This window comes from Bradyrhizobium sp. LTSP885, assembly GCF_000938305.1.
Lineage (GTDB): Bacteria > Pseudomonadota > Alphaproteobacteria > Rhizobiales > Xanthobacteraceae > Bradyrhizobium.
Window position 1 is genome coordinate 145,386 of record NZ_JYMT01000040.1, and the last position, 20,938, is coordinate 166,323.

General features: G+C 63.9%; 27 protein-coding genes. 16 read left to right on the plus strand and 11 right to left on the minus strand.

The window, feature by feature from the left end; translation table 11 throughout:
- Positions 1 to 11: 11 nt before the first annotated feature.
- The 3 genes from UP09_RS27910 to UP09_RS27915 all read left to right on the plus strand — a co-directional run bounded on the left by UP09_RS27910 (position 12) and on the right by UP09_RS27915 (position 2,503).
- A complete protein-coding gene (locus UP09_RS27910; protein WP_044541551.1) occupies positions 12 to 956 on the plus strand; it encodes an alpha/beta fold hydrolase in 945 nt (314 codons plus the stop codon).
- Entirely contained in the window at positions 953 to 1,120 is a 168-nt protein-coding gene (locus UP09_RS37795; RefSeq protein WP_156164807.1) for a hypothetical protein, read from the plus strand. The genes UP09_RS27910 and UP09_RS37795 overlap by 4 nt, the downstream gene beginning before the upstream one ends.
- A gap of 198 nt (positions 1,121 to 1,318) precedes the next feature.
- On the plus strand, positions 1,319 to 2,503 hold the full coding sequence (locus tag UP09_RS27915; protein WP_044541552.1) for a GNAT family N-acetyltransferase: 1,185 nt from the start codon (positions 1,319 to 1,321) through the stop codon (positions 2,501 to 2,503).
- 45 nt (positions 2,504 to 2,548) lie between these two features.
- Here the strand turns inward: UP09_RS27915 and UP09_RS27920 are convergent, their stop codons facing one another.
- The 4 genes from UP09_RS27920 to UP09_RS27935 form a co-directional block, all read right to left on the minus strand.
- Entirely contained in the window at positions 2,549 to 2,974 is a 426-nt protein-coding gene (locus UP09_RS27920; protein WP_044541553.1) for a cupin domain-containing protein, read from the minus strand.
- 135 nt (positions 2,975 to 3,109) lie between these two features.
- A complete protein-coding gene (locus UP09_RS27925; RefSeq protein ID WP_044541554.1) occupies positions 3,110 to 3,748 on the minus strand; it encodes an NIPSNAP family protein in 639 nt (212 codons plus the stop codon).
- Between the two features lie 76 nt (positions 3,749 to 3,824).
- Positions 3,825 to 4,490 (minus strand): DsbA family oxidoreductase, encoded by a 666-nt coding sequence (locus UP09_RS27930; protein WP_044541555.1) that lies wholly within the window; start codon positions 4,488 to 4,490, stop codon positions 3,825 to 3,827.
- A 73-nt stretch (positions 4,491 to 4,563) separates the two neighbouring features.
- A complete protein-coding gene (locus UP09_RS27935) occupies positions 4,564 to 5,385 on the minus strand; it encodes a helix-turn-helix domain-containing protein (protein ID WP_044541556.1) in 822 nt (273 codons plus the stop codon).
- Positions 5,386 to 5,479: 94 nt separating this feature from the next.
- Between UP09_RS27935 and UP09_RS27940 the strand changes: the two genes are divergently transcribed.
- Both UP09_RS27940 and UP09_RS27945 read left to right on the plus strand, forming a co-directional pair.
- A complete protein-coding gene (locus UP09_RS27940; RefSeq protein ID WP_044541557.1) occupies positions 5,480 to 5,689 on the plus strand; it encodes a hypothetical protein in 210 nt (69 codons plus the stop codon).
- A 31-nt stretch (positions 5,690 to 5,720) separates the two neighbouring features.
- Positions 5,721 to 6,119, plus strand: coding sequence for a hypothetical protein (locus tag UP09_RS27945; RefSeq protein ID WP_044541558.1), 399 nt, complete (start codon positions 5,721 to 5,723; stop codon positions 6,117 to 6,119).
- Between the two features lie 139 nt (positions 6,120 to 6,258).
- On the opposite strand, the gene UP09_RS27950 is transcribed toward UP09_RS27945, so the two are convergent.
- On the minus strand, positions 6,259 to 6,852 hold the full coding sequence (locus UP09_RS27950; protein WP_044541559.1) for a TetR/AcrR family transcriptional regulator: 594 nt from the start codon (positions 6,850 to 6,852) through the stop codon (positions 6,259 to 6,261).
- 79 nt (positions 6,853 to 6,931) lie between these two features.
- On the opposite strand from UP09_RS27950, the gene UP09_RS27955 reads away from it, so the two are divergent.
- Complete coding sequence (locus UP09_RS27955) at positions 6,932 to 7,513, plus strand: DUF4865 family protein (protein ID WP_044541560.1); 582 nt, start codon at positions 6,932 to 6,934, stop codon at positions 7,511 to 7,513.
- Between the two features lie 124 nt (positions 7,514 to 7,637).
- On the opposite strand, the gene UP09_RS27960 is transcribed toward UP09_RS27955, so the two are convergent.
- Positions 7,638 to 8,111: a group III truncated hemoglobin gene (locus UP09_RS27960; RefSeq protein WP_044541561.1), complete on the minus strand. Its 474-nt coding sequence runs from the start codon at positions 8,109 to 8,111 to the stop codon at positions 7,638 to 7,640.
- An 83-nt stretch (positions 8,112 to 8,194) separates the two neighbouring features.
- On the opposite strand from UP09_RS27960, the gene UP09_RS27965 reads away from it, so the two are divergent.
- Entirely contained in the window at positions 8,195 to 8,629 is a 435-nt protein-coding gene (locus UP09_RS27965) for an RrF2 family transcriptional regulator (RefSeq protein WP_044541562.1), read from the plus strand.
- A gap of 30 nt (positions 8,630 to 8,659) precedes the next feature.
- On the opposite strand, the gene UP09_RS27970 is transcribed toward UP09_RS27965, so the two are convergent.
- A complete protein-coding gene (locus UP09_RS27970; protein WP_044541563.1) occupies positions 8,660 to 9,355 on the minus strand; it encodes an SET domain-containing protein in 696 nt (231 codons plus the stop codon).
- A 165-nt stretch (positions 9,356 to 9,520) separates the two neighbouring features.
- On the opposite strand from UP09_RS27970, the gene UP09_RS27975 reads away from it, so the two are divergent.
- A complete protein-coding gene (locus UP09_RS27975; protein WP_044541564.1) occupies positions 9,521 to 10,123 on the plus strand; it encodes a hypothetical protein in 603 nt (200 codons plus the stop codon).
- A 150-nt stretch (positions 10,124 to 10,273) separates the two neighbouring features.
- On the opposite strand, the gene UP09_RS27980 is transcribed toward UP09_RS27975, so the two are convergent.
- On the minus strand, positions 10,274 to 10,651 hold the full coding sequence (locus tag UP09_RS27980; RefSeq protein ID WP_044541565.1) for a tautomerase family protein: 378 nt from the start codon (positions 10,649 to 10,651) through the stop codon (positions 10,274 to 10,276).
- 327 nt (positions 10,652 to 10,978) lie between these two features.
- On the opposite strand from UP09_RS27980, the gene UP09_RS27985 reads away from it, so the two are divergent.
- Entirely contained in the window at positions 10,979 to 12,802 is a 1,824-nt protein-coding gene (locus UP09_RS27985; RefSeq protein WP_044541566.1) for a winged helix-turn-helix domain-containing protein, read from the plus strand.
- Positions 12,803 to 12,823: 21 nt separating this feature from the next.
- Here the strand turns inward: UP09_RS27985 and UP09_RS27990 are convergent, their stop codons facing one another.
- The gene (locus UP09_RS27990; RefSeq protein ID WP_156164809.1) at positions 12,824 to 13,549 is read right to left on the minus strand and encodes a TetR/AcrR family transcriptional regulator; all 726 of its coding nucleotides are present in this window, start codon (positions 13,547 to 13,549) and stop codon (positions 12,824 to 12,826) included.
- Between the two features lie 166 nt (positions 13,550 to 13,715).
- Here UP09_RS27990 and UP09_RS27995 point away from each other — a divergent pair, with 166 nt between their 5' ends.
- The 5 genes from UP09_RS27995 to UP09_RS28015 all read left to right on the plus strand — a co-directional run bounded on the left by UP09_RS27995 (position 13,716) and on the right by UP09_RS28015 (position 17,415).
- Positions 13,716 to 15,065, plus strand: coding sequence for a carotenoid oxygenase family protein (locus UP09_RS27995; RefSeq protein WP_044541661.1), 1,350 nt, complete (start codon positions 13,716 to 13,718; stop codon positions 15,063 to 15,065).
- A gap of 139 nt (positions 15,066 to 15,204) precedes the next feature.
- The gene (locus tag UP09_RS28000; RefSeq protein WP_044541568.1) at positions 15,205 to 15,615 is read left to right on the plus strand and encodes an MAPEG family protein; all 411 of its coding nucleotides are present in this window, start codon (positions 15,205 to 15,207) and stop codon (positions 15,613 to 15,615) included.
- A gap of 138 nt (positions 15,616 to 15,753) precedes the next feature.
- Positions 15,754 to 16,329 (plus strand): hypothetical protein, encoded by a 576-nt coding sequence (locus UP09_RS28005; RefSeq protein ID WP_044541569.1) that lies wholly within the window; start codon positions 15,754 to 15,756, stop codon positions 16,327 to 16,329.
- 57 nt (positions 16,330 to 16,386) lie between these two features.
- Entirely contained in the window at positions 16,387 to 16,941 is a 555-nt protein-coding gene (locus UP09_RS28010) for an inner membrane-spanning protein YciB (protein WP_044541570.1), read from the plus strand.
- 177 nt (positions 16,942 to 17,118) lie between these two features.
- The gene (locus UP09_RS28015) at positions 17,119 to 17,415 is read left to right on the plus strand and encodes a hypothetical protein (protein WP_044541571.1); all 297 of its coding nucleotides are present in this window, start codon (positions 17,119 to 17,121) and stop codon (positions 17,413 to 17,415) included.
- 10 nt (positions 17,416 to 17,425) lie between these two features.
- Here UP09_RS28015 and UP09_RS28020 read toward each other — a convergent pair whose 3' ends face one another.
- Positions 17,426 to 18,100, minus strand: a complete 675-nt coding sequence (locus tag UP09_RS28020; RefSeq protein ID WP_082070317.1) for a DUF429 domain-containing protein — start codon at positions 18,098 to 18,100, stop codon at positions 17,426 to 17,428.
- On the minus strand, positions 18,097 to 19,752 hold the full coding sequence (locus tag UP09_RS28025; protein ID WP_044541572.1) for a fumarate hydratase: 1,656 nt from the start codon (positions 19,750 to 19,752) through the stop codon (positions 18,097 to 18,099). The genes UP09_RS28020 and UP09_RS28025 overlap by 4 nt, the downstream gene beginning before the upstream one ends.
- Positions 19,753 to 19,964: 212 nt before the next feature.
- Between UP09_RS28025 and UP09_RS28030 the strand changes: the two genes are divergently transcribed.
- Together UP09_RS28030 and UP09_RS28035 are read left to right on the plus strand one after the other, a co-directional pair.
- Complete coding sequence (locus tag UP09_RS28030) at positions 19,965 to 20,279, plus strand: Kazal-type serine protease inhibitor family protein (RefSeq protein WP_044541573.1); 315 nt, start codon at positions 19,965 to 19,967, stop codon at positions 20,277 to 20,279.
- A gap of 110 nt (positions 20,280 to 20,389) precedes the next feature.
- Entirely contained in the window at positions 20,390 to 20,881 is a 492-nt protein-coding gene (locus UP09_RS28035) for a hypothetical protein (protein WP_044541574.1), read from the plus strand.
- Positions 20,882 to 20,938: the final 57 nt, after the last annotated feature.

A 20,938-nucleotide genomic window follows, 5' to 3' on the forward strand; every position in this document is an offset into this window, starting at 1 on the left:
AGAACGTGAGCATGAAAGCAAAGGCTGTTTTGGCGACTGCCGCCGCGCTGATCGCGGCCGATGCCGGTCAGGCTCATCCACTGCCGTCGACTTCGGCAACCACGACCTATCACCGCGTGACGGTCGATGGCGTCGGCATCTTTTATCGCGAGGCCGGCCCGAAGGGCGCGCCGACGATCGTTCTGTTGCACGGGTTTCCGTCCTCCTCGCGCGAGTTCGATCCCCTGATTCCGCTGCTGGCGACACGGTATCACCTCATCGCGCCGGATTTTCCCGGTTTTGGGCACAGCGATGCGCCACCGCCTTCGTCGTACGCTTACACGTTCGATCATCTGGCGCAGACGACGAGCGCGTTGCTCGATCAGCTCGGAATCGACAAATGCGTCTTCTATCTTCACGATTACGGCGGTCCGGTCGGCTTCCGCGTGATGGCGGCGCGTCCGCAGCGGGTGCAGGCTCTCGTCGTCCAGAATGCCAACGCCTACAGCGAGGGTTTGGGCGCCAAATGGGCCGTGATCGCGCAGTACTGGGCCGATCCGAAAGCCCACCCCGAAGTTTTCGACGCGTTCGTGTCGCAGGCCGCGACCGAGCAACGTCACACCCTCGGGACTTCGCATCCGGAACGCTACAATCCCGACACCTGGACCGACGAATACGCCCATTTGCAGCAACCGGGGCAGCGCGAGATCCAGTCGGCTCTTCTCTACGACTACCGGACCAACGTCGCTTCGTATCCGGCGTGGCAAAGCTGGCTGCGCGAGCACAAGCCTCCGACACTCGTCGCCTGGGGAAAAAACGATCCTTCGTTCATCGCGGCCGGCGGAGACGCCTACAAGCGCGACGTTCCGGATGCCGAAGTGCATCAACTCGACGCGGGCCACTTCGCTTTCGACGAGAAGAACGATGAGATTGCGGATCTGATCCTGAAATTCCTGGCCAACCAGTCTCTGAAATGAGAAGATACGAGGCGATCATCTGGGATGACGAAACGAAGCCGGGTCTGCGCGTGAGCATTCAGGCGGAAAGCCTGGACGATGCGAAAAGGAAGCTGGAGTCAGAGTACGGCGAAGGCGTTGTTTTCGATTTGCACAATGCCGATGACGCGAGCCGGCCGCGCTAGGCTTGCGAAATTACGGTGAGGGTGTCGGACGGCCCTCTGACACGAGCGCCATCGGCGGCCCCATGCTGAACGGTCCGTTAACATTACCATTCAAATTGCCTGACGGCCTCAACGGCATTGTCCATTTCCTTCAGCTAACATTGCCGCTGATGCGCGCAGGCCGACCCGGGGGACGCCTCGCGCACGGGGAAACGGGACGTGGCCGAACTTGCCAACCATGCGGTGCTCCACCGTGCATCTGATAACGATGCTGCGGATGCGCATGCGCTGCCGCCGCTGACTGACATTCCGGTTGGCCCGTGGCGTGCGCTCGCCGAGCGCGCGGTCGAGGCCAACGGTTACTACCAGCCCGACTGGGAATTGGCGGTCGATGCCTCCGCGCGCGGCCGCACCGGCGCCGCGGCGCTCAGCGCCGTGAATGAGGCCGGCCAACTGATCGGCCTGCTGCCGGTGTTCCCGATGCAGCGCATCTATAAGCTCCCCCTGCCCGCCCTGGTCGGCGCCGAGCCCTACGGCACGCTGTGCACGCCGTTGCTCGATCGCGACGCGGCGGAGGATGCCGCGGCACAATTGCTGCGGCAGGCGCGCAATGCCGGCGCCCATGCGCTGATCCTGCGCACGATGTCGCTTCAAGGCCCCGCCATGGCCGCGATCGAGGCCGCGCTGGCGCGCGACGGCTTGCGTCCGCGCGTGCTGAGCGCCTATGCGCGCGCCGCGCTGGACGCGACGCGCGATGCGGATGAATTGCTGCGCGATGCGCTGGGCGCGAAGAAGCTGAAAGAGCTGCGCCGCCTGCGCAACCGCCTCGCCGACCACGGCGCGGTACGCTTCGACGTCGCCCGCACCCCGCGCGAGGTCGCATCCGCGCTCGAGATTTTCCTCAATCTGGAAGCCGGCGGCTGGAAGAGCAAGCGCGGCACCGCATTGAGCCAGCACGCCGGCGACGCCGCGTTCATCCGCCGCGCGACAGTGGCGATGGCCGAAGCCGGCGGCTGCGAGATCATCACGTTGCATGCTGGAGAGACGCCAGTCGCGGGCGGCATCGTCGTGCGCCACCAGGACCGCGCTTTCTTCTTCAAGATCGGTATCGACCAGCGCTTTGCGAAATATTCGCCGGGCACACAGCTCACGCTGGACCTGACACGCCACCTCTGCGCCGATTCCGCGATCGCGTCAGCCGATTCCACCGCGGCGCCCGGCCACCCCATGATCGACCCGATCTGGCGCGAACGCTTCGCGATCGGCGACGTGCTGATTCCGCTGCGCCGCCGCGATCCGCTGGTGCCGGTCATCCATGCCGCCGTGAGGATGCACAGCCTCGGCTACGAGGCTGCGCGCGGCGCTGCCCACTTCATCCGCAGCGGGCGCCGCAAGTCCGGCTAGGGCGTGGGCGTTGGAGGCCTCAGGCATTGCGCCCCGGCGCCAACTTCAAGCCCGACGATAACCTGCGAGCGAGGAGTCCTCGACATCGGGCAGGTTCACCACGATGTTCTCCGGCGTCCGGCAGGCCAGCCACCAAAGCTCTTCCGTCGTGCTCATGTTGACTTCGAGGTGCGGGATATAGGGCGGCACGAACATGAAATCGCCTTCCGATAGATCAACGTACTCCTGAAAGTCCTTTCCGAAATAGACGCGGGCGCGCCCCGACAGCACATAAGCGCCAGTCTCGGCTTCGCCATGATGATGCGGTAAGGAACGGAAGCCAGGCGGGTTGCTGGCCTTGCCAAACCAGATTTTGCTCGCCGATGTGTGCTGCGGTCCGACCCCAGTCGTGAGCTTCAAACCGCCCGATTGACCGGTGTTGCCGTGCTCGTGACCTTTCCTGGTCACTTGCGGTCGATCATTCGCGGTCATTGACGCTCTCCGACTATGTGGTCGTGCAAATCGTAGGGCGGATCAGCAAGGCGTAATCCGTCGCATCTCCACACGAATGGCGGATTACGCCTTCGGCTAATCCGCTCTACTTACAATACGCGCACTCGCCGCCCGTCACTGCAACGGCGAATGCGGCGCCGGCAGCATGATGGTCGAGTGCATCTCTTCCAGGTGCTGCGTGGCCTTGCCCAGAAACTCCTGCCAGGCCGGATCCTTCAGCGCATTGCCGCGCGCTTCGGCGCGGGCGTTGAGGCTCGGATAGGCCCAGATGTGACAGACCTCGTTCGGCTGCCCCGCATCGGTCTGCCAGAGGCCGACGATCTTCGAATGTTTCTCGCGCGCCGGCATCACGCCCGTGATCAGGTCGAGCCATTGCTTGGCGGCGCCGAGCGGCTTGGCGCGGTAGTTACGGAATTCGTAGATGTTGCTGCTCGTCGCCGGCTTAACCGGCGGGATGATGGCGTTGAGCAGGCGGACCTGCTGGTGCACCAGGAGCGGACGGATCGCCGGAATGTATTCGCCGGTCCAGCGCGCATTCTTCGCGAGTTCGGCGCGCAGCCGCGCCCGCTCGTTGAGATCGGCGTAGCTCCACATGTGCATGACCTGGTTGAGCGGGCCGATCTCGGTGATCCAGTAGCCTTCCAGCTTGCCGAAAGTGTCGCCGCGGATCTCGCGCGAGATCGTGCTCGCGGCCTTGACCATCTCGCCGACGGTGCCGGGTCTCACTGTGTAGGTGCGCAGCTCGTAGATCATGATCGTCTCCCTGATTCTGTTTGTTGTCGACATACGAAAAGCCCGGCGCGAGCCGGGCCTTGGGAAGGATTACGGCCTACTCTGCCGCCTGCGCGTTGATCTCGGCCGAGACCTCGCGGATAGCGCGGGCGAGCTGGTCGGCCGGCTGCGCGCCTGAGACCGCGTATTTCTGCGCGAACACGAAGGTTGGCACGCCCGATATGCCCTTCTCGGCGGCTTCCTGGGCGTCCGCCGAGACGCGGGCGACATCCTCATCGCTCGCAAGGCGCTTGCGCACATCGTCGGCATCGAGCCCGACATCGGCCGCCGCCTGCACCAGCACGTCGGTGTCAGTGAGATCGCCACCGTCGCGGAAATACAATTCCATCAGCCGCTGCTTCATCTCGGCCGCCTTGCCCTTGGCCTCGGCCCAGAGGATCAGGCGGTGGCAGTCGATGGTGTTGGGCTGGCGCTTGACCAGATCGGGGCGATAGCTCAGCCCCTCCTCGCCGGCGGCCGCGACCACACGGCCGGCGATGCCCTTGTAGGCCTCGACCGAGCCGAACTTGGCGGTGAGATATTCGTCGCGGCTGATGCCTTCGCGCGGGATCCAGTTGTTGAGAAAGAACGGCCGCCAGTGCACCTCGACCGGCACATCAGGCACCAGCTTCAGCGCGTCCTCGATCCGGTGCTTGCCGATATAGCACCAGGGGCAGACGACATCCGAGACGATGTCGAGGCGAAGCGGCTTCAGGGCGCTCATGGCAGTCTCCTTGGCGGTCTCCCGGCAGGAATGGAACCCGGAAAATAGGCAGAAAGCGCGCCCGTGCAAGCCGCTATTTCATACTGGCTGCCATCTGCCGCAGCCGCTCCGCGGTGAGATCGTCGGCCGGGAAGAAGGTCTCCAGCGCCAGTTCCTGCAGCGTGATGTCGACCGGGGTGCCGAACACCATCGTGGTCGAGATGAAGCTCAGCACCTCGCCCTGGTGGCGCAGCTTGAACGGGATCGCGACATTGTTGTCGGAGATCGGCCCTGAGCGCGCCGGGATCGGGTAGGATTTCAGGTCCTGATAGAGCTTTATCAATTCCGGATCGGCGGTCGCCTCGCATTGCCGGTGCAGCCGCTCCAGCAGATGCGCGGCCCATTCGGGCAAATTGACGGTGCGCGGCGCCAGGCCCTCGGGATGGAACGCAAGCCGCAGGATGTTGAAGGGTTGCCCGAGCAGCCGCTGCGGCACGCCGTCGAGCAGCGGCGCCACCATGCGGTTGGCGGAGACCAGATTCCAGTGCCGGTCGTAGGCCAGCGCCGGATTGGGCTCATGCGCCTTCAGCACCAGATTGATCGCCTCGCGCGCCGATCGCAGCGCCGGATCGTCCAGCGAGCGTTGCGGGAATGCGGGGGCAAAACCCGCCGCGACCAGCAGCACGTTGCGTTCGCGTAAGGGCACGTCGAGGCGCTCCGCCAGTTTGAGGACCATGTCGCGCGACGGCGCCGAGCGGCCGGTCTCGACAAAGCTCAAATGCCGCGCCGAGATTTCGGCGTCGCCGGCGAGGTCGAGCTGGCTGAGATGGCGGCGCTGCCGCCACTCGCGCAGGTGCTCGCCGATATGGATGGGGTGTGCTGTTGCGGCCCGGGCCGCGGATGCATGTGCGTTCATGGTGCAAAACCTACCATGCGGATTTCATCCATTCCATTACGTGCGAGGTAATCGAATTGCCGCGCGCGGCCGGTCATCTTCCTGACCACAGGAGATGACCATGCTGATGCTGTCCGTTATCCGCGCCCTCGCCGTCCTTGTCCCGTGGCTGGTCCATCTGGCCACCTGGCTGGTCGCGCGTTCCCTCAACATGCCGCAGCCGATCGTCCACGACACAGGCGTGTTCGTGGCCGCCCAGGTCTACGCGGTGGAGATGCGGGTCGGTCGGGCACTGTGCCAGCAGCTCCAATCCTGGTTCCGCTGATACCCCAACCCCAACGAGAGGACACACTGCCATGATCCATTCATCTCAATTGCTGCGCCGCGCCCTGCTTGCGGACGCCGTCTTCAGCGGCGTATCCGCGGTCGCGATGACGTTCGACGCCGGCGCCCTGGCGCCGTTCTTCAATCTGCCGGAAGCGCTGCTGCGCGAGACCGGCCTGTTCCTGATCGCCTACACCGCATTGGTCGGCTGGCTCGGCACGCGGAGCTCTATTCCGAAGGCGCTGGTGATGCTCGTGGTGGCCGGCAACGCCACCTGGACGCTCGCCAGCATCGCGCTGCTGTTCTCGGGTGCGGTGTCGCCGAACTTGCTGGGGATCGTCATGGTCGTAGCGCAAGCGATCGCCACCGGCGTGTTCGCCGAGTTGCAATATGTCGGGCTGCGCAGGAGGGAGGGTGCGGTGGCGGCGTAAACCACCCGTCGTCATTGCGAGGAGCTCGCGACAAAATTGCAAAGCAATTTTGCGCTGAAGCGACGAAGCAATCCATCTCCCGGCAAGCGGAGAGGTGGATTGCTTCGCTTCGCTCGCGATGACGGGGTGAGTTCCGGATTCAGCGACCGCGCTTACCGTCCAGCAGCAGCACCCGCACGAATTGCTTCGACATCTTGTCCAGATGCTGCGGATTGTGAAAGGCGCGCTCCATCACCGCCAATCCCCGCGTGAAGGTGACCACGAGGTCGGCGGCCATGGCGGGATCGCAACTGAGCTGTCGCCGCGCGGCCGGCGTCGACAGCGCCTCCCGGATCAGCGCGGTGAGATCCTCGATCAGCCGCTTGACCCGGGCCTCGATCGCCTTGCCGGCGAGCGGCAATTCGATCGCCGTCCTCGTCGTCAGGCAGCCGCGCGACGGGGCGCCCTCGGTCATGTTGGCGACGACGCCCTTGAACAGGGTCGTCAGGGCAACGACAGGGTCGGGGTCCACCAGCGCCTGCCTGACGAAATCGAGAAAGCGGATCGAATAGCGCTCGAAGGCGAGCAGGAACAGCCGCTCCTTGTCGCCATAGGCGTTGTAGAGGCTGCCGCGCTGAACGCCGGTGGCTTCCGCCACGTCGATCATCGAGGTCGCGGCAAATCCGTTCTGCCAGAAGGTCTCCAGCGCAGCCTCAAGCAGCGCGTCCTCGTCGAATTGTCTGGTGCCGACCATGCGGTCAGATACGCCATTCTTGACAGCCCTGTCAATTTTGACAAAGCTGTCAAGAATAGAGCCGCCATGGAGACACAGCATGATCATTGCCCACTACGCGAACCGCGTGCCCAGAAATCACGACCTCGGATTCATCCGCGCGCTGACCAAGGAGCGCGCCCCGATCTGGGACGTCCGTCCCGAGCTCTATTTCAAGGCTTTCATGCTCCGCGAGGCCGGGCGCTTCGGCGCGCTGGCGAACTGCTTCTCCTCGCTCTATCTCTGGCGCCACGACACGGCGTACCGCGACTGGCTGGTGAGCGGCGGCTACAAAATCGTCACCGATCCGTTCGGCCGCTCTGACATCGAGACGCGCTTTGCGCTCGATGCGCGCAAGGGCGGCGCACACGACGCCCGCTTCGCCGCCACGGAAGATCTCGCCATCCCGCTCGACGCCGACCTGACCGCGGCCTTTGCGCGCGAGATCGCGCGCAACCGGGAGATCGCGGTGCTCTCAGATACGGTCGTCGCCATCGTCGGCGTGGATACGCAAAACTGGACATTCACCCGCATCCTGCTGTCGGCGACCGAGCCGAACGTGAATGAGAGCACGGTCGTCTGGCCGCTCCTGCATCTGGCACGGCCCCTGCTCGATACGCTGCCGAAGGCCGGCGAGCGGTGAGTGATCGGGCTCGAGGCATATCGTCGTCATTCCGGGGCGCACCCCTTGGCGCGAGCTATGATGCGCAATTGCGCATCTGAGAATCCATGTCTCCACAGAGCATGCGGCCCGATGGATTCCGGGCTCAGCCCTGCGGGCTGCCCCGGAATGACGAAGGATTTCGTCGAAATCTCTCGCCGACGCCGAGCATGACGCCCTGCCCGCTGGCGACGCCCATCTCCAGGCTCGCGGCGATACGCCGGGCGCGCTCGACGAGATGCTCGGCCGCCGCCGGCGGCCACAATTCGCGCGCGGTCGCCTCGAACAGGCCGAGCCAGCGGTCGAAATGCGCGGCATCGATCGGCAACGGCATGTGCTTGACCATCGGCGTGCCGTGATAACGCCCGGTCATCAGCGCGACGGAAGACCAGAACGCGCACATCTGCCTCAGATGCGGTTCCCAATCGGTAATCCTGGCCTCGAACACCGGCGCCAGCATCGCATCGCTGCGAACCTTCGCGTAGAAGCCGTGCACCAGCTGCTCGATAACAGCCTCGGTGATCCCGGTCCGCGCGACGATGTCGGCGGTGATCTGTTCACGGTGCTCTGCCTCTGGCATCGCGGTCTCCTTAAATAGGTATTTCAGATACCTATTTAACCCGCTATGGGATATCCGCCAAGCTCGGTTTTCGGAGGGCTTCCATGCACCTGACGTCGTTCACGGATTTTGCGCTGCGGGCGCTGATGCGGCTGGCCGGAGAGCCGGAGCGGTCGTTTGCGACCGGCGAGATCGCGGCCGAATTCGGCATCTCCCGCAATCACCTCGCCAAGGTGGTGCGCGATCTCGCCGAGGCCGGGTTCATCGCGACCCAGCGCGGCGCCGGCGGCGGGTTTTCGCTGGCGCGCGCGCCGCAGGCGATCACGCTCGGCGACGTGGTGCGCGCGCTGGAAGGCGGCAGCGCACTGGTCGAATGTTTCAGGGACGATGGCGGAGACTGCGTGCTGCTGCCGCGCTGCCGGCTGAAGGCGAAGCTTGCGGCGGCGCGTGAGGCCTTCATGCGCGAACTCGACGGCACGACGCTCGCCGAATGCGCCTGGCTGCCGCGCCCGTCCCGCAAGACCACACGAGCGTCATGACGACGCTCGGCGTCTGGTTCCGAACGGGACTCAGGCGTGCAGTGCTCGCGCGGAGCCGCGCTTCGGGGAGATGACCGTCTTGCCGGCAGCCTTGACGTAGGAATGGCCGTTCAGGTGCGTGCCATTCAGCTTGCCGTTCGCCTTGGCGGGAGTCTTGGCAGCGGTCTTGGCAAGGGTCTTGGCGAGGGTCTTCTTCGCCTTTGCCCTGGCCTCGGCCTTCTCCTTGGCGAGCTTCTCGGCCTTCCTCTGCGCCTTGCGCTCGGCCTTTTCCTTCAGCCGCAGCCGCTCCACCCTCGCCTCCGCGCGCTGCTTCTTGCGCTTCTTCTCGCAGGCGTCGCACTTGCAGCCGATCGGCTTCAGATAGGCTTTGAAATAGTCGGTGCCGTAGTCGTAATTGATCTCGTCACCCGGCTCGATGTTCTTGATGGCGCGGATGAACACCTTGCGCTTGCGGGGGCGGACGTCGGATTCCGCATTCGGCTTGCAGGCGTGATTGATGTAGCGCGCGACATTCTTGCGGACCGAGCCGTCAATGGTCCAGCGGTTGGTAAGCTCGAACAAATATTTGTTCTCGATCGCGTCCTCGTCCTTTTTCTTGGAATCCAGGATCGGCCCGAAATATCGGATGATCTTGGTGCCTTTCTTGATCGGCTTGGTGGCGAAGAGACCAAGTCCGGTACGGGAACGGCCGACGCGATAGGGCTTGTTTGGGGATGTCGAGGGCATGACAATCGTGGCTACGGCACGCGAGGTGCAGGCGACAGAAGTTGCGAAGCCGCCCTTCTAGGACGATTCCGCGCGCCTGTCAGGGTGTTTCCGGCATCTCTTCTGAACCTTCCCCAGATTGCACACGTCAGACACAAAGATCGGCCCGGATCGCAGGCTTTCCCGATGAAATGCGCCACATTTGCAACAGCCATTGCAGCGTTTGTCGGCATAAGCCTTGGTCAGGCTGACGCCGAAATGATCAGCAGCTTCTATACGTCGACCGCGCCAAAGGATTGCCGCATGGTCGGCAAGCCCAGCGAATATGACGGCGGCGCCACCCGGGTCTGCCCTGGCAGATCGGGTTTCGTGGTTCTAATCAGCGAAGGCGACCTGCGCGAAACGGTCTCGGTCGGCCGCAACCGGCAGACCGCGGCAAAGGAACCTGCGGCCCAGGCCTGGTTCGGCCCGTTCAGTTCGACCGCGCACACGCTCGAGTGGCGCACTGCAGACGGCAACCCGTTCGCGATCATTCAACGCTGGCTAATCGCCGACAACAGCGAGCCGGACAAGGATGGCCGGCCCGCGACAAGGTCAATCCTGGCGGTGACGCGGCTGCCACCCGGGGCGGTCTGTCACGTCGCCTATGTCGATGTGACGGCGAATCCCAATGCCAATGACCTGGCGCGGCAGGCCGCCGACGATGTCGCGCGCGATTTCACATGCGGCAAGGATGAACTGAAGACCATCGGCCAGAGCGGGCGCACGACCGCGCCGGCCAAGCGCTGAACGATCGCAGCCGCCTGATCGAGCGACAGCGCCCTTTCGTGGATATGCTCGTGACGGCTGGCGCCGATCGAGCCGCCGAGCCCGGCAAAGGAGGGGTTCGCCGCCGCGCCTCCGTCGACTATCCGCTGAATCGTGTCGGGCTATGAACCGCTAATTCCAGGGTTCGCCGTTACCGAATGACCAATCCTCGCGGTCAACGAAGACCATGTTGATCATGATGTCATCGGGGCGGATGGATAACTTGCTCTTCAGTTGGTCAGCGACATATCGGAAGAAGGCAAGCTTCGACTCCTTATTGTTGCCGACAGTGCTGGTCACCTGGATCAAGACGAAGTCAGGCGATCGCTTCCAGCCGAGAAAGTTGGGATCGTAAATCAAGTTCTCGGGTGAATGCTCGCCAACGACTATGAAACGGTCGCCGTCCGGAGCCTTGAGGACACCGACAATCCCCTCATACACGACGTCGGCCAAGGTGGCGCGATACTCGGGGCTCTTTCCCTTAGCCAGATCGATACGTGCAAATGGCATGATAGACTCCTTTGGGTGCGGAAACGCATCGGCGTCAGCATCGCGCGGTCAAGTTCTGGTACGGCGACTGCTTGACCGTCATGCCGGGCAAGATAGTCTGTAGGGCCAGAGGCGGTGTTCACCGAGTAAATTGGGGTAAATCGATAGGTGACAACTACCAGTGCCTAAGCGGCATGCACACGTAGCCGTCGCGAGTCCCGACCTGTTTGGGCAAACGAGGATCGACTGGCGCGCATGACGACCGTCTCAGCCAGCGCAAGGCCAAGGAATTGTGGGAGCAGCTCACACGGTCGTCGTAAAGTCCTACGCTAGGAGTAGAACGAAGCGATGCTCGATAAATCGATTGACGTTGCCTTCGTGTTCGGCCCGTTCAGGCTCATTCCGAGCCAGCACGTCCTCGAGCGGGATAGCCGACCCGTGAAGCTGGGTGGCAGGGCGCTGGACATTCTGCACCTGCTGGTGATGCGGGCCGGCGAGGAAGTCAGCAAGAATACCCTGATCGAGTGGGCGTGGCCGAACATCGTCGTCGATGAACGCAACTTGAAGGTCCACATCCGCAGTCTGCGAAAGGCGCTGGATGATACCTTTCCCCAAGCAACTTATATCGCGACGGTCGTGGGACACGGATACAAGTTCGTGGGGGCGGTCCAGACGCAACGCATCCAGATTGCGGATTTTTCCAGAGACCAGCAGCCGGTTGTCTCCAACCTACCCGCACCCGCAACCCTCGTCGGCCGGCAGCGCGATGTCGAGGGCGCGGCCCGAGCACTCGACTTTACACGACTCGTGACCCTAGTGGGCCCCGGCGGCGTGGGGAAGACCAGCCTCGCTATTGCGGTTGCCCACGCGCGCTGGACGGCCTTCCGCTCGCGATCGAAATCGCAGCCGCGAAGCTCGATCAATTCTCTCCCGCGCAGATCCTCAATTCCGTCGGCCGGCGGCTCAGCGAACTCCGGAACGGACGCGCCACGGCGGAAGGCAACCCTCGCATCGTCTCGGGCATGGTGCATGACCTTCGCCCGGCAGTTCCACGACGAAACGGACGACGCCTGGAGCACCGCGCTCGACTTCGCCGAACGCAGCGGCGACGTTGGTCAACGCTTGCTGGTCATGTGCGGTCGGTCATACTTCCTAATCGGGGCGGGCCGCCACGAACAGGCCGCCAGCCTCCTGGATGACGTCTGCCGGATCGCCGCTCAATCCGGTGACAGGGCATCGCTGCTCGACGGGGAGCGACTGCTTGCCCAGGCAGAGATGCATCTCGGCAAGTTGCTCGACGTGCGGGCCAAGCTCGAACGGCTCGTCAAGGAACTTGCCCATGGCATGCCCCCATCGAGCATCACTCGCTATCAGGAGCAGAGGTACGTCAGCATCTACACCACGCTCGCATTTTCGGCTTGGCTGACCGGCCGACCCGAGCACGCCCTTGCGATGGCCGAAGAGATCGTGCTGAAGACGGGGCAGATTGGCCAGCTGTTGGGACAGTCCCACATCCTGGCAGGCGCCGCCATGCCGCTCGCACTCTGGAGTGGCAAAATCGACTCCCTGGAGCGGTATTCGGCCATCCTTCGGTGTAACCTCGACCGCGAGAACATCCCGCTCTGGGAGCCGGTGCACCGGTTCTACGCTTCCGTCGTTCGACACGCGCGGGGCGACCTGAACGCAGTCGACGACATGCGGTCAGCTGTCGAAGAGCTTGTTCGCGACAGATTCCTGGTGCGCACTCCAATGTACCTCGGAGTACTGGCGGAAGCGCTTCTCGAGAGGGGCAGGTCCGCCGACGCCGACGAAGCGGTGGAATTCGCGTTCACATTGCAGCGCCAGTCGAAGGAGAACTGGTGCCTGCCCGAGCTGCTTCGGGTGAAGGCCCAGACTATAGCCGCGCTCGGCATGCGAGACCACGCCCGCGTTATGCTTGGCAGAGCACGCGAAAACGCCCGCGCGATCGGCGCGCGAACCCTCGAGCTGCGGATAATGAATGACATGGCGCAGATGGCAATCGCTGAGGGGAATAACGAGGAGGCCGTCGGGTTCCTTGTGCCCGTGTATGAGAGCTTCGGAGATGGAACTGCGACGGAGGATCTGAAAAGGTCCGCTTGCCTGCTCACCGCCGCGGGCGCGAACCGGACTCCGATGCCGCTCGCGGGGTGAGGGTGAATGTAAGGAAGTCCGTTACAGGCGCGGCGGTCGGCTCGCGTTCAGCCGCAGCATCGCGGCCAACAACATTTCCGCAGAGGTCCCCTCGGGCGAGCGATCCAGAATTGTCGAGAGGCGCCCGTCGAGCAGCAGCATGGTGAACCCATGCACCAGCGACCAGGCGGACGCGATCGCGGCAGCCTGGTCCAGCGAAAACGATTCCTTGGAAATCTGCTCTTGTCGGCTGGCACCGACGCCGCGGGCCAGGCCTGCGAACGACGCTTCGGACGCCTCATGCAGCGACGGCCGCGCATGATCGAGCCGCTCGCTGCGGAACATCAGTCCATACATGCCGGGATGTGCCTGCGCATAGGCGACATAGGCTTTGGCGCTCGCCATTCCCTTCTCGGACGGAGTGGGCGCGGACGCGTCCGCAGCCGCCATCGCCTTGCCGAATTGCCGGAAGCCGATCGCGGCGAGTTCGCTGAGCAAGCCGGTGAGATCGCCGAAATGATGCGTCGGTGCGGCGTGCGACACGCCGGCCTCGCGCGCCACCGCGCGCAATGTGAGCCCCGGCAGGCCGTCGCGCTCGAGCACCAGTTCGGCGGCTTTCAGCAGCGCCTCGTGCAGGTCGCCGTGATGATAGGGCGTGTCGGTGGTCCGCCGCCGTGACGCGGGGCGATCGGCCGCAACCCGCGCGACCCGGCGGGTCCGCACCCTCGTTGGACGACTCACCTTGTTTTCTCTGGAGATTCTTGCCATGCGCTCCCTTATATGACGCAATTTTTACACTGTAAAGATTTTGCTTGACGGTGCCGTGCGCCAGTCTTATTGATATCTTTACGATGTAAAGATAGAATGGAGGAGGCGCGACGTGCTCGACCAGGTGACCTCAAATGCGGCGCGGACCAATCTGGCGCCGATCCCGATGGAATGCGATGCGCCGTTCCTTAAAGTCACCGGCGAATTGCCGCGCGAGCTGAACGGCACGCTCTATCGCAACGGCCCCAACCCGCAATTCGAAGCGCCGGGCGCGCACTGGTTCGTCGGCGACGGCATGCTGCACGCCTTCCATCTTGAGAACGGCCGCGCCAGCTATCGCAACCGCTGGGTCCGCACCCCGAAATGGCAGGCCGAGCACGACGCCGGCCGCGCGCTGTTCGGCGGCTTCGGCCGCAAACTGCCGGATACGCCGCCTACGACCGTCACCGATAGCGGCGTCGCCAACACCAACATCATCTTCCACGGCGGCCGTTTGCTGGCGCTGGAGGAAGGCCATCTGCCGACCGAAATCGAGCCTGGTACGCTCAACAGGCTGGGCTATTGCGACTACAAGGGCGCCATATCAGGTCCCTTCACCGCGCATCCCAAGATCGACCCGGTCACCGGCGAAATGGTGTTCTTCGGCTACAACGCCGCCGGACCATTGACCCCTGCCCTCTCCTTCGGATCGGTCAATGCATCCGGCGTGGTGACGCGGTTCGAGCGTTTTGACGCGCCCTATGCCAGCATGGTGCATGACTTCATCGTCACCACCAACCATGTGCTGTTCCCGGTGCTGCCGATCACCGGCAGCATGCAGCGCGCGATGCGGGGACAGGCGCCCTATGCCTGGGAGCCGGAGAAAGGCGCCTATGTCGGCGTGATGAAGCGCAGCGGCGCGTCAAAGGATATCATCTGGTTCCGGGCCGAGAGCTGCTACGTGTTCCACGTCATGAATGCGTGGGAAGAGGGAAATCGCATCATCGCCGATGTGATGCAATTCGAGGAAGCGCCCTTGTTCAACCATCCCGACGGCTCGCCGACCGATCCGACCAAGAACCGGGCGCGCTATTGCCGCTGGACCTTCGATCTCGCAGGGAATACCGACCGCTTCACGCAAACCTATCTCGACGACCTCACCGGCGAATTCCCCCGCGTCGACGATCGCCGCGCAGGAATGACGAGCAACCACGGCTGGTACGCTTGCGCCAACCCTGATCTGCCGATGTTCGGCGCGCTGTCGGGCATCGTCCATGTCGACGGCAAGGGCAAGCGGCTCGGCCACTATCTCCTGCCCGCCGGCGACACGATCTCCGAGCCGGTTTTCGTCGAGCGCGGCACCGAGGCCGTCGAAGGCGACGGCTGGCTGCTGGCGGTGGTCTGGCGCGCACGGGAGAACCGCAGCGACCTCGCAATCTTCAACGCCACCGACGTCGAAGCCGGCCCCGCGGCGCTGGTGCATCTCGGCCATCGCGTACCGGATGGATTTCACGGCAATTGGGTGGGCGCAGAGTAGACGTACTCCCCGTCATTCCGAGGCAGCCCACAGGGCTGAACCCGGAAGCCAGAGGTTATAAGCTCGAGATTCCGGGTTGGCGCTGACGCGCGCCCCGGAATGACAGCGTTGGGAAAACGCCGACACCCGGGAGCCTCGCATGCATATGCCATCCATCACGTCAGGCTATCTCGCGGTGCTTGCCCTGATCTACGCAGCCCTCGCGCTGCAGGTGATCCGGTTGCGGCGGAGCAGCCTCGCGGCGTTCAGTGACGGCGGCAATTTGGCGCTGCGCAACGCCATCCGCACCCATGCCAACTTCATGGAGTATGTCCCGATCATCACCCTGATGGTGGCGTTCCTGGAAATGTCGGGAGCACCTGCATCGCGGGTGCATCTGTTGATGGGCGCGCTGCTGTTGTCGCGACTGATCCATCCGCTCGGCATGTATGCGTCGCCGGATTCGCTGCAATTCCGGGTCTGCCGGGTCGGCGGCATTGTCATCACGATCGGCCTGCTCGTCAGCTGTGCGATCACGACGCTGTCACGAGCCGCCGCGGGTGGCGGCTGAACATTCGTCAACAGACTGATAATATTGGTCTTTTCATACATCATCGCGATTTTTACACTGTAAAGATTTTGCTTGACGATCTCCCCGCCAAGCCCTAGCGTATCTTTACGATGTAAAGATCGACCGATGAGGCTTCCAATGACGATCTTCCTTATCTTCGCTCCCTACGGCGCCTTCGCCGCACTGATGCTGGTGGCCTCGGCCACTGTCAGCCTGCTCTGCGCCGCCCTGATCTGCGTTGCCGTGATCGCGCTGGATGTCGCACGCGGCCGCAGCATCAAGACTCTCACGCTCGGCTCGGTGGTCGTGTTCACGGCGGTCGGCAGCTACCTCACCTTCGTTGACGCGACGCTGAGTACCACTGCGGTGAAGCTCGCGGTCGACGCCGGCATCTTCCTGGTGTCGCTCTCCTCGATCATGCTCCGCCATCCCTTCACGCGGCAATATGCGATGGAAATCGTCGACGCCGAGACGACGCGGCTGCCAAGCTTCGAACGCGTCAACTATCTGATTTGCTGGGCCTGGACCGGCGCGGCGCTGTTGATGATGGTCGGCAACATCGCGGTGCTCTACGTGCCAAACCTGCCGCTGTGGTCGGGCCTGCTGGTCGCCTTCGCCGCCCGCAACGGCGCGGTCTGCTTCACCAGATGGTATCCGCAGTACCGCAAGGCCAAGTACGGAACGCCACCAGCCAGCGCGCTGCTCTCGCACTGAAGCTTCGACGCGACAACATCCAGCCCCAAAGAAACGCCCAAGGACGGAACCACGACGATGAAGAGCGTATTGGCCAAGCTTGCGACCGACTTTCTCTCCACCATCGTGTTCCTGGTGGTCTATCTCGTCACCGACAACGTGCTGCTCGCCACCGGCGTGGCGATCGCAGGTGCGATCGCGCAGGCGATCCGCGCCCGTGTGAAAGGCGAAGCGCTCGGCTTCATGACCTGGGCGAGCCTCGCGCTGGCCATCGTGCTCGGCGGCGCCACGCTGCTGACCCACGATCCGCGCTTCGTGCTGGCGAAGCCTGCGATCGCGCATTTCGCGATCGGCGCCATCATGCTCAAGCGCGGCTGGATGCTGCGCTACATGCCGGCGCGCGTCACCGAGGTGATCCCGGAATACGTCACCCTCGCCGGCTATGCCTGGGCCCTGCTGATGTTCGCGCTCGGCGCCGGCACGATCGCGATTGCCTCAACCGGCGACATCAAGCTGTGGGCGACCTACGTCACCGTGGTCGCGGCCGGCGCCAAGATCGCCGCCTTCGCGATCCAGTACGTCGTCTTCCGCTTCCTGATCACCAACCGTCTGCGCGCCGCCGCCCGCGCCTGATCGCCGCAGGGCGCAAAACAGCATGATCCAGAAAAGTGGGGACCGGTTTTCCGAGAAGATCATGCTCAAACAAAGAGGAGAGATCACGACGCGATCTCTTGGATCGTGTCGTGATCTAGGCGTGCGCGGCAGGATGGGCTATACCCCGCGCACACTTGACCTCGAGGGGAGACATCAATGGCGGTGGACGGAAACTGGAATCTCACCATGACGACGCCGATGGGCGAGCGCAAGGCGACGCTGTCGCTGGCAAGCTCGGGCGGCACGCTCACGGGTACGCAGGGCGCCGAAGGCAATTCGACCGAGATCTTCGACGGCACCGTGAATGGTGACGACCTCGCCTGGAAGGTGTCCATCACCAACCCGATGCCGCTGACGCTCGACTTCAGCGGCAAGGTCTCCGGCGACAGCATCTCCGGCGAAATGGGCATCGGCCCGATGGGCAGTTTTCCCTTCACCGGCAGCCGGGCGTAAGCGCCCCGCTCTAGAACCAGATCTGCATTGGCAGATCATGCGCATCCAGCGGCGGCGCGCCTTCGGGAACGCTGCCGTGTGGAGCGCAGGCCGCGAGCGCCACAGCACAGGCATCCAGCACGTCATCACGTTTCGCGCCGGTGCCGATCCGCACCTCAGTCAGCCACCGATCGATCTCGCGAAAGCCGGCGCGCTTGAGCAGCTTGCGGCGGAGCGCATCGCCCTCCTCCGACTTCTTTCGCGGCAACGGCTTGCCGCTGTTCAGCCGCAGGAACACCAATTCGGGATGGACCTCGCGGATGTCGCGCGCGCGATGCGCGCGCACGAACGCATCGACCTCCATGATTTTCTTGCCGAGGTGCCAGAGCTGGCGTGAGACCCGCGTCTGGCTGCGGCGCAGCGCGTCCATGTTCGCCTTGTCGGGATCGGCAAATTCCTGCCAGAGCCAGCGCCGCGCTCCGGTGAAGACGCGCGAGGCATGCGGCCGCAATTTGTCACGCGCGAGCAAGTCGCAATCTCGCGTGCCGTCGTCAGTCATGCCGATTGGAATATCGATGCCGGTGCGATCGAACGGATGCGCCAGCGCGTCCGCGATATCAGCCTGGAAGGACATCGTGCGTTGGTCGCCGTCGATGGTAACGGCGACCCAGCCTTTGGAAAATCCGTCGAGGCCGATCGCCTTCAACCGAGGTTCAGTTCCTTGAAGAAGTCGTTGCCCTTGTCGTCGATGATGATGAAGGCCGGGAAATCGACCACCTCGATGCGCCAGATCGCTTCCATGCCGAGCTCGGGATACTCGACCACCTCGACCTTCTTGATGCAGTGCTCGGCGAGGTTCGCCGCAGCACCGCCGATCGAGCCGAGATAGAAGCCGCCGTGCTTCTTGCAGGCCTCGCGCACCGCGACCGCGCGGTTGCCCTTGGCGACCATCACCATCGAACCGCCGGCAGCCTGGAACTGATCGACGAAGGAGTCCATGCGTCCCGCGGTGGTCGGGCCGAACGCGCCCGAGGCGTAGCCATCGGGCGTCTTGGCCGGACCGGCGTAGTAGACCGGGTGGTTCTTGAAATAATCCGGCAGCGGCTCGCCCTTCTCCAGCCGCTCGCGCAACTTGGCGTGCGCGGAATCGCGCGCCACGATCATGGTGCCGGTCATCGACACCCGGGTCTTGATCGGATGCTTCGACAGCGTCGCCAGGATGTCCTTCATCGGCTGGTTGAGGTCGATCTTGACGACGTCGCCGCCGAGCGACTGCTCGACCGCAGGCAGATACTGCGCCGGATTGTGCTCGAGCTCCTCGAGATAGACGCCGTCCCTGGTGATCTTGCCGAGTACCTGGCGGTCGGCCGAGCAGGAAACGCCGAGCCCGATCGGGAGCGAGGCGCCGTGGCGCGGCAGGCGGATGACGCGGACGTCGTGGCAGAAATACTTGCCGCCGAACTGCGCGCCGACGCCGAGCGACTGCGTCATCTTGAGGATCTCCTGCTCCATCTCAAGATCGCGGAACGCATTGCCGTCGGCCGAGCCGTGGGTCGGCAGCGCATCGAGATAGCGCGCGGAAGCAAGCTTCACCGTCTTCATGCAGAGCTCGGCCGACGTGCCGCCGATCACGATCGCAAGATGATACGGCGGGCACGCCGCGGTGCCGAGCGTCAGCACCTTCTCCTTCAGGAACGCCAGCAGGCGGTCCTTCGTCAGCACCGAGGGCGTCGCCTGGAACAGGAAACTCTTGTTGGCCGAGCCGCCGCCCTTGGCCATGAACATGAACTTGTAGGCGTCATCGCCCTCGGCATAGATCTCGCACTGCGCCGGCATATTGTTGGCGGTGTTCTTCTCCTCATACATCGACAGCGGCGCCACCTGCGAGTAGCGCAGATTGCGGCGGAGATACGCATCGCGCGCGCCTTCGGAGAGTGCGGCCTCGTCGTCGCCGTCGGTGATGACGCGAAAGCCCTTCTTGCCCATGATGATCGCGGTGCCGGTGTCCTGGCACATCGGCAGCACGCCGCCGGCGGCGATGTTGGCGTTCTTCAGGAAATCGAAGGCGACAAACTTGTCGTTGTCGCTGGCTTCCTTGTCCTCGAGGATGTTGCGGAGCTGTTTCAGATGGCCGGGCCGCAGATAGTGGTTGATGTCGCCGAACGCGGCCTCCGAGAGCGCCCGCAGCGCCTCCCGCGACACCACGAGCATGTCCTTGCCCAAAACCTTCTCGACCCGCACGCCCTCGGTCGTGACCTTCTTGTAGGGCGTGGTATCCGCGCCCAGCGGGAACAGCGGCGTGTGCTTGTAGGGCGGAACGGGCTTCTGCGGATCGGGGAAGGCGCTGGGGGCGTTCATGGGTTTGCTCGTCGGTTCGAGGGCCGGACCTAAAGCCTGCGAGGGGCCGGCCGGCGATATAGAGCCGTTCTAAGCATTTTTGGGACAAAGGAAAGGGAAGCCGGCCGCCGCCCAGCCATGCACGGGACCGCAATCCATGTGGGCTACTTCACAGACATGTAATCTATGGTTGTCGCATGATGGGATTCCATCACCAACCAAGGGAGGCCATCATGAAGACAGGACTTTTCGTGTCGTTCGCGGCGCTGGCGTTGCTGATCTCGATCCCCTCGGGCGCCAATGCCGCGGGCCAACGCTGCGGCGGCTTTGCAGGGTTCGTGTGTGGCCCTGAGGAGTTCTGCCAGTTTAAAGCCGGCACATGCGGCCGCTTCGACCAGTTCGGCAGCTGCGTGCGCAAGCCGCACATCTGCTTCAAGATCTTCCGCCCGGTGTGCGGCTGTGACGGCAAGACCTATGGCAACGATTGCGAGCGCGAGTCGGCCGGGGTCTCGAAGGCCCACAACGGCAAGTGCAAGGCCGAGTTCTAAGCCGACGACAGGTCCGAACGGCCGTCTGTGACCGCCCCGCGGTCACAGCAGATATTGACGGGCTCCGCGGGAGCCTGCATGAACCCTGCGCATACCGCCGCGGGGGTTTCATGACCAGACGATTGCGCCTTGATCTGCCGTTCCGTGTCCGCTCCATCCTGCCCGCCGCGCTGTTGGCGCTGACTGCGGCCTTCGCGGCGGCGCCCGCGCACGCTGATCCCTGCGAGGACATCGCAAAACAGCTCGCCGGCCAGATCGACGGCCTGAAGGTCAATTTCACCGCCGCCAACATCACCTACCTGACCCATCCGGCGGCGAAGGAATTGTCGCTCGGCTGCCGCGGCAAGGACTATTCGGTCGAGCTCTACGCCAAGACCGACCGCAAGATGAAGCCGGAGTTCTTCAACCTGGTCGGTTCGGCGGCGGCGCTGGTCTTCACCGTGCCGAAGGACGACACCCAGACCGGCACCACGCGCTGCCTGAAGCGCATGGGCATCCTGCGCGGCGACAAGGTCACGATGCGCTACAAGCGCCTCAATCTGGAATGCGCGCGCACCAAGACCGAGGCCTCGATCACGATCCGGCGCGGCAACAGCGAGTGATATGTTTGTGACCCCGGGAACGTCTGAGGCGATCTGAAAGTTGATCGTTGCCGCCGC